Annotated in this window: 7 protein-coding genes; 3 read left to right on the top strand and 4 right to left on the bottom strand. The window is 69.6% G+C overall.

Annotated features, from left to right (window positions below; all coding sequences use genetic code 11):
• Positions 1–368 precede the first annotated feature (368 nt).
• Positions 369–1868 (bottom strand): MocR-like transcription factor YczR, encoded by a 1500-nt coding sequence (gene yczR / locus IEY68_RS23445; protein WP_058854125.1) that lies wholly within the window; start codon positions 1866–1868, stop codon positions 369–371.
• Between the two features lie 61 nt (positions 1869–1929).
• Here yczR and IEY68_RS23440 point away from each other — a divergent pair, with 61 nt between their 5' ends.
• The gene (locus IEY68_RS23440) at positions 1930–2139 is read left to right on the top strand and encodes a hypothetical protein (RefSeq protein ID WP_058854126.1); all 210 of its coding nucleotides are present in this window, start codon (positions 1930–1932) and stop codon (positions 2137–2139) included.
• A gap of 79 nt (positions 2140–2218) precedes the next feature.
• Here the strand turns inward: IEY68_RS23440 and IEY68_RS36375 are convergent, their stop codons facing one another.
• The 3 genes from IEY68_RS36375 to IEY68_RS36370 form a co-directional block, all read right to left on the bottom strand.
• Complete coding sequence (locus IEY68_RS36375) at positions 2219–2782, bottom strand: P-loop NTPase family protein (RefSeq protein WP_058854127.1); 564 nt, start codon at positions 2780–2782, stop codon at positions 2219–2221.
• Positions 2783–2883: 101 nt separating this feature from the next.
• Complete coding sequence (locus IEY68_RS23425; RefSeq protein ID WP_082681226.1) at positions 2884–3180, bottom strand: excalibur calcium-binding domain-containing protein; 297 nt, start codon at positions 3178–3180, stop codon at positions 2884–2886.
• 190 nt (positions 3181–3370) lie between these two features.
• Complete coding sequence (locus IEY68_RS36370) at positions 3371–5848, bottom strand: Rv0361 family membrane protein (RefSeq protein WP_058854129.1); 2478 nt, start codon at positions 5846–5848, stop codon at positions 3371–3373.
• Between the two features lie 85 nt (positions 5849–5933).
• Between IEY68_RS36370 and IEY68_RS23415 the strand changes: the two genes are divergently transcribed.
• Both IEY68_RS23415 and IEY68_RS23410 read left to right on the top strand, forming a co-directional pair.
• Positions 5934–6377: a DUF3151 domain-containing protein gene (locus tag IEY68_RS23415; RefSeq protein ID WP_058854133.1), complete on the top strand. Its 444-nt coding sequence runs from the start codon at positions 5934–5936 to the stop codon at positions 6375–6377.
• Between the two features lie 68 nt (positions 6378–6445).
• Complete coding sequence (locus IEY68_RS23410) at positions 6446–7540, top strand: FUSC family protein (RefSeq protein WP_058854134.1); 1095 nt, start codon at positions 6446–6448, stop codon at positions 7538–7540.
• Positions 7541–7677: the final 137 nt, after the last annotated feature.

Here is a 7677-nt window from a genome sequence, read left to right as displayed (position 1 = left end):
GTCAACCTCCTCAGGTGCCCCAGGCGCACTCCCGCACCCACCTTCCGTCCACTCCGGATGGTCCCACCTCAGTAGGCGGGGCCCGCCCCGGTTCCGGAGCGAAAGCGAAGGAGCGCGGCGACCGAGCGCGCAGTCGACCGTCCACAGATCGGCGACCACCCAGCCCTTACAGAGTCGTCAACCTCCTCAGGTGCCCCAGGCGCACTCCCGCACCCACCTTCTGTCTGTTCCGGATGGTCCACCTCAGTAGGCGGGGCCCGCCCCGGTTCTGGAGCGACGTAGCGAAGGAGCGCAGCGACTGAGCGAAGGAGTGAAGAACCGGGGTTAATAGGGCCCCGCCCCGCCCCGCCGAAGGCGGGGCAGATAACTCAGTAGCAGGTGAGCGGCTGGAGCGAATCGCCGGCCTGCGGTCCCAGTGTCGCGTAGGCCGTCGCGATGGCGGTCACCGCGCGCCGCAGTTCGGGTTCGGGGCTGGTGTAGGGCAGCCGCAGAAAGCGTTCGAACGCACCCTGGACACCGAACCGCGGCCCCGCCGCCAGCAGCACTCCGTGATTCGGCGCGGTGGCCGCCAGCGCCGTCGACACCGGGGTCGGCAGTTGGGCCCACACCGACATCCCACCGACTCCGGGCAATACGTACCAGCCGGGCAGCTCTTCGGCCATCGCCTCCAGTAGCGCCTCCCGCTGGCCGCGCAGTTGCGCGCGCCGGCGATCGAGGATCGGGTCGGCGTTCTCGAGCAGATGGACCGCGGCGAGCTGGTCCATCACCGGCGTGCCCAGGTCGACGGTGGCGCGGATCCCCAGCAGCCGGGTGATCAGCGATTCCGAGGTCCGGATCCAGCCGACGCGCAGACCACCCCAGAAGGATTTGGACGCCGAACCGATGGTGACGACCTCGGATCCCTTCGCGAATGCCGCGACCGGCGTGACCGGCGGCGTGGTGCCGAGGGTCAGATCGGCCATGGATTCGTCGATGATCAGCAGCATCCGGGTATCGCGGGCGATGGCGGCCAGTTCGGCGCGGGCCGCGTCGTCCATCAGGAAGCCGGTGGGGTTGTTGTGGTCGGGCACCAGGTAGGCCAGCGATGCGGCGGTCTGCCGGGCGGCGCTGCGCAGGCCGTCGAGATCCCAGGCGGCGGCCGGGTCTTCCAGGCGCAGCGGTACCGGAACCGGGCGCGCACCCACATCACGTATGGCCTCGATCGCATTGGGGTAGGTGGGATGGTCGATGAGGACCCGGCCGGCGGTGGAGGCCAGCACGTTCAGTAGCAGCCGGAGTCCGTGCTGGGCGCCCAGTGTCACCAGGATCTGGTCGGCACTGGTCGGCAGACCGCGTTCGGTGTAGCGGCGGGCCAGGGCTTCGCGCAGGGGCAGGATGCCTACCGGATCCATTCCGTGGGTGCCCAGATACGACGGGATGCCCTGGAGCGCGACCGAGTACGCCTCCTCCATCTCCGGGGGCGCGGTCATCGCCGCGTAGGTCAGGTCCACGGCCGGCGCGGCGCCGGTGGACATGGTGGCCAGGATGCCGCGGGCGGCTCTGGTGCCGTCGTGCGCGACAGCCGGCGGCAGCGCGACGGTGCTGCGTGAGCCCTGCCGGGTGATGAGGTAGCCGTGCTCGCGCAGGAGCGCGTAGGTCGAGGTGACGGTGGTCCGGCTGACGCCGAGGGTGGAGGCCAGATCGCGTTCGCTGGGCAGTGCGATACCGAGCGGGGCGCGACCGTCGTGGATCAACAGGCGGATACCCTCGGCCAGCGCGAGATAGGCGGGCCGGGCCGATTTGCGGGGAGTTCCGTCGGTTCCGTCCCCGTTGCGCCAGTGCCCGAGATCGCGAGCCAGCCCTGTCGCGCCGATCACTCTTATCGCCATAAGGTCCAGTATTAGGTGATTGGCTCTTTATCGGCAAGTCCAGTCGGCGGATGCTGAAGACATGACACTCTTTGTGGCACTCGTGGGAGTGGGAACGTTCGGCTTCTTCGCCTACGACTACGTCGTACACGAATCACGAATCGCCGAAATGCTGGAACGATACCGACCGCTGGGTTCGGTCGCCGACGACTCGGCGAACCGGTACGACCTCGAGCGGATGCACCGCGACCTGGAGGCCATCCGCTCCTACCGGGAACGGGACGCGGCCTGAAATCTCGCGCACCCGGCTCCGGACGCGCGCACCCCCGGTAGCCGACCAGTCCAGTTTTCTCACTGGACTGGTCGGTTGTTTATTTCAGCGGGTGGGTGCGATAGAACTCGCACGCTTCCCCGGAGAGCAGACCGTCCTCGCACGCGAAATAGGTCTGAATACAGGAGTTGGTATCGCAGCCCAGCCGGGCCAATTCGTCGCGGACCCGGAGGTTACGTTCCTGCGGGGTCTCCGGCTGCTGCTGTGCGGCGGCGGCCGGGGCCACCGGTACGGCGGTGCCCTCGTTGTCCGAGCACGCCCCGAGCAGGAGCGTTCCGGCGCACATCGCCGCCAGCGCGGCGAATCGAACAGCGGATCTCGTGACCATGCGCACCTCCACATCCCCCGGGGTGTTCGACGAGCGGCCAGCGTAACCGATACGGGTCGTGCGCGGTGAACACACCGACCATATGCGCGAACACCCGAGCGGAACACTGCGCGCCGATTTGGTACCCGCGACCCAGCGAATAGTGCCGCCGACGGTGGTCGCGGCCTTGCGGGCCGAAGTGGTCTTGCCGACGCCGGGCTCCCCGATGAGCACCACGCCGCCGTGGCCGGTGAGCGTCGCGCGAATCTTTTCGAACTCGGTTGCCCGTTCTATCATCGGCCGAGCGATAGTTCTACTGTAAAGCCCGCATTACCCGCCGGTACCGCGAACTCCCCACGCCGGCACCGATACTGCCACCACTACCGCGGCGCGGGCGCTCAGTACTCCCCCACCTCGCAGGCCACGCCGTCGCCGTCCTCGTCGAGTTGCCGCGAGTAGCCGGGCTGTCCACCCAGTAGCGGAGTGCCGGTCTCACGGCGGGCGTGAGCACAGCTGATGTAGTAGGGATTACTGTCTTCTTCGGGCTCACTTTCCGCGCGGTCGGCGGGCAGCGGATGGGAATCCTCGATCCGGTTCGACGCTTGCTGGGTATCGGCGGCGGCCGGAGCCGCGGCGAGGAAGGTCAGCGCGCATCCCGCGATCACGAGGCGGGTCGACAGTGTTCGAGTTCTCATAGCGAAAGTCCTTGCAGCGAGGTGATACCACCATCCTCACGCGGACTGCCCGATTGCGAAAGACCTTTGTTTCGGCCGTAATCCCGTTCGTACCGCGGTAGCGGGACCGCAGTACGAACGGGACGCGCGGCGGCGGGAGTACGACCATGGGCCGGAGCCGGTGCGCCGAGTGTTCCTGCCGCTCGAACGGTTACGGAGTACCGGACGGCGGATCGCAGACCTTCCAGCCGCCGTCGGTCTCCTGCAGATCGAAGGTCCGGGTGGTCTGCTGAGGGTCGGCCTCGGTCTGCACACTCACCTGGGCCAACGCGGTCCGATCCGTGATCTGTACGGCATCGACGCCGGTGACGTCCGGAATACTGCCCTCGGCGACGGCCTGCTGATGCACACCGGCGAACTGTTCCTCGGACAACCCCTGGTAGTAGTCGTGCAGTCCGCCGCAGGTCACCTCACGCAGACCGGCCAGGTCGCCGCTCTCCAGCGCGCCGGTGTAATCACCGATCGCTGTGCGGATCCGGGCCTGCGGGGAATCGTCGCCGGACCCGATACCGGCCACGATCGCGATCAGCGCGATCACCACCGCCACCGCGGCACCGGCCGCGATCAGCCATTTGCGATTGTTCGCCGAGGACACCGGCGCGGCAGCCGGCGCCACCCGCTGTGGTCGCGCGATCTGCCCGGGTGCGCCGAACTGCGGCGACTGCGCGACCCGCTGTTCGGCAACGGTCGGTTTGATATCCGCCGGTGACGGCGCGCTACCGGGTCGCTGGGCACCGGCCTGCGGTCGGCCGGGGCCACCGCCCGGTCGCGGTGCGCCCTGTGGGCCTGCGGTGCCCTGCGGTTGCGGCGCGGGCCCGCCCGGGCGCTGAGGTGCGGGCTGATCCGGACGGCTGGGTGCCTGCGGGCCGGGTCGTTTCGGCCCCGACTGCGGGCGGGGAGTGCTGGGCGGTTTCGACAGCGGGCCCTGCCCACCCGAGCCCACTCGATCGGTGCGGGGCGGGCTCTGCGGACCGCCGGGCGGCTTCGGGCCCGGACGAGCGGCTTTGCGCACCTGGTTCATATCGATGCGTTCGGTGGCATTCGGATCGGGTTTGCGCACCGAGATGGATTCGGTCGGCGCCTCCTCCGGACGCGGCGGTTTGGGGATCACCACAGTTCTCGCCTCGGCACCCGCCGCTTCCGGGGCCTCCAGTTCGACCGTGGCGTCCGCGGCCGCGTCACCGGTCCCTGTCGCGTCGTCGGCGGTAACAGTGCCGACAGCGTCTGCAGAAGTGTCGTCGGAGTCGGCAGCACCAGCGGCGGCGTCGGTGCCATCAGCGTCGGCGGCGTCGGTGCCATCAGCGTCGGCGGCGTCGGCACCACCAGCATCGGCGGCGTCGGCACCACCAGCATCGGCGGCGTCGGCACCACCAGCATCGGCGGCGGCAGCAGCAGCACCATCAGCGTCGGCATCGGCATCGGCACCACCACCAACGTCGGCGGCAGCAGCACCACCACCACCACCACCAACGTCGGCGTCGGCATCGACAGCGCTGACGGACTCGGATGGCGTCGCCTCCGCGGCGATTCCCCCGCCGACGGCACCGGTGGCCGAATCAACCCCGGACTCCTTTTCCGGGGGGTCGGCGGGGCTCGATTCGCCTTCGCTCACCGCGAATTCGGCGGCGGCATCGCCTCCGGCTACCCGCGACGCGGCGGATCCGGCGACGACCTCCTCCGCGGCATCGGCGGGCTCGGAGTTCCCGGAATACGCACCGGCTGCGGTCGTATCGCCGCCCGATTCCGCACGCGTGTCAGCGGATTCCGCGACGGGGGCTCCGGCCGCTACCGCCGTATCGCCGGTGGTCTTCCCACCGCCGGATTCGGCCTCGGTCGCCCCGGAACCGTCTTTCGTGCCGGACCCAGCGGTACCGTCCGCGGACGCCGTGGCCGCTGAATCGGAAGCTTCGGCGACCTCGTCCTGCTCATCGGACACCGCGGAAACTTCGGTGGTCACGTCCTCGGACGAATCATCGCCGGTCTTCTCCGAACCGCTACCGGCCGGACCGCCGGTTTCCGGCCGGACCGCTTCGGCCGCGTCGGGAGATGCCTCGATCCCGGCTTCCCCGGCGGACTCCGCGTCCCCGGGTGAATCGTCACCGGCGGCGGCCGCCGCCGTGTCGTCCACTTCGGTACCGTCGCTCGCCGAGGTCTCGCCAGGCTTTTCGTCCCGCCCGGAGCTGTTCACCGCGACCGGTACCGCGGATTCGGTATCCGCATCCGCGTCGCGATCCGATTCCACCGCGCCCACCTGCTCGCCCTCGGCGCTGTCGGGGGTGGTATCCGGCGACCCTCCGAGCTCCGCGGCCGTTCCCGACCGGATGACCTCTGTTTTCGCATCATCGTCCGCCGGGTCGCCGCCCGGCTCCTTCGGCGCGCGCTCGAGGGTCTCGGTCGGGGAATCGCCGGCCTCGTCCGAGCCGGCGGCGGCCGTCGCTCCCTTGTCGGGAGCGTCCGCCCCGGCCGAATCGCCGGTCGCCGCATCCGCTGCCCGCGACGGATGCGATCCGGTATCGGTCGTCTCCGGCTTCTCCGCGGCGGGAGAATCCGCGCCGGAGTCGCTTCCCGCGGGTGCGCCGGAGTCGGCTTCGGAGCGGATCGGTTCCTTGTCGTCGGTCGGGTGCGACACCTATACCCCTCGTTGCTGGCGAACAGAATGTGACGTAGACGGCCAGCCTATCGAGCATTCCCGATACCCGTGCACAATGAAGACCATGACCTCGTTCGGTGATCTGCTCGGACCGCAACCGGTACTCCTACCTGAACTACACGAGGCGGAGGACGCGCTCGACGCCGGTACCGACCCGGTGCGGGTCGCGGCCGACAACCCCGCCGCCTCGATCGCCTGGGCAGCCCTGGCCGAAGCCGCCCTGGACCGGGCCGCCGGCGCCGCGGAACCTGTCAACCATGATGTGGTCGCCGCCTACGCCTTCGCCCGCACCGGTTACCACCGCGGGCTCGACCTGCTGCGCCGCAACGGCTGGAAGGGTTTCGGCCCGGTTCCGTGGGAGCACGAACCCAACCGCGGTTTCCTGCGCAGCGTCGCGGCTCTCGCCCGGGCGGCCAAGGCCGTCGGGGAGTCCGACGAATACGCCCGCTGCCTGGATCTGCTCGAGGACTGTGATCCGCGGGCGGCCGGCGAACTCGGCCTGGGCTGAACGAGAAAGCGGCATTGATCGACCCGAATTCCCGGGTGGCCCGAGCCGGGACCAGAGGCGCCGACCGGATGCGGCGATCCTGGAAACGGCTCCGCCTCTCGGCAATCCCGATTCTGCAGTGCTCGCTGGCGGCGGCGCTGGCCTGGTTCCTGGCCAAGGACGTGGTCGGTCACGCGCTACCGTTCTTCGCGCCGACCGCGGCGGTGGTGTCCATCGGCACCGCCTTCGGGGCACGCCTGCGGCGCTCGCTGGAACTGGTGGTCGGGGTCGCGGTCGGCATCGGCGTCGGTGACCTGTTCATCTCGCAGGTGGGGACCGGCGTCTGGCAGATCGCGCTGGTGGTGGCGATAGCCATGTCGCTGGCGGTGTTCCTCGACGGCGGGGCCATCATCGGTATCCAGGCCTCGGGTTCGGCCGTCCTGGTGGCCACCCTGATGCCGCCGGATACCGGCGCCGGCCTGTCGCGGATGGTCGACGCGCTGATCGGTGGCCTGGTCGGGGTGGTGGTCGTGGCCGCGTTGCCGTTGCATCCGGTGCGCCGCGCCCGCGAACAGGCGGCGGCGATCCTCGGTGTGATGGCGAAATCGCTCACCGAGGGCGCCCACGGCTTGCTCGAACAGGACCCGGCGAAGGTGCACACCGCGCTCACGGCGGTCCGGGCCACCCAGACGCAGCTCGATTCGCTGCGCAAATCACTCGAGGGCGGGCGCGAGGTGAGCCGCATATCGCCGCTGTACTGGAATTCGCGCGGACGGTTGGATCGCTTGCGCGCGGCGGCCGATCCACTGGACAACGCCGTGCGCAATATCCGGGTGCTACTGCGCCGTTCGCTGACCCTGGTGCGCGACGACGAGATCCTCAATCCGGGTCTGATCGAGGAAATGGAGCAGCTGGCCACCGCGGTGGATGTGGTCCGCCGCATGGTGCTCGCCGATCCGGGCCAGCAACCCGACCGTGCGGAGGCCGCACGCGTACTGCGCTCGGCCGCCAAACAGGCTCGCCCGGAGCTGGTTGCGGGGGCCGGTCTGTCGGCGCACGTGGTCTTCGCCCAGATCCGATCCACCCTGGTAGATCTCCTACAGGTATGCGGGGTGCAACGCGTGTCGGCCTTGGCCCTGCTACCGCCGACGGTGCCCAATCCCTATGTGACACCGACGAATTGAGCCGCGGGCTCGCTCACGGCACCGTATTCGGAGCACGATTGTTCGCCACCCGGTTGCCGGGCCCGCCATACCCGGCCGGATGCGCGCCCCACAGGACACATCGCCCGGCCACAGCCCGGATTCGAGTAGCGGACTAC

The organism is Nocardia jinanensis (assembly GCF_014645735.1).
GTDB lineage: Bacteria > Actinomycetota > Actinomycetes > Mycobacteriales > Mycobacteriaceae > Nocardia > Nocardia jinanensis.
Note: the sequence above shows the minus strand (reverse complement) of the source record. Positions and strands in the feature narration are given on the sequence as shown.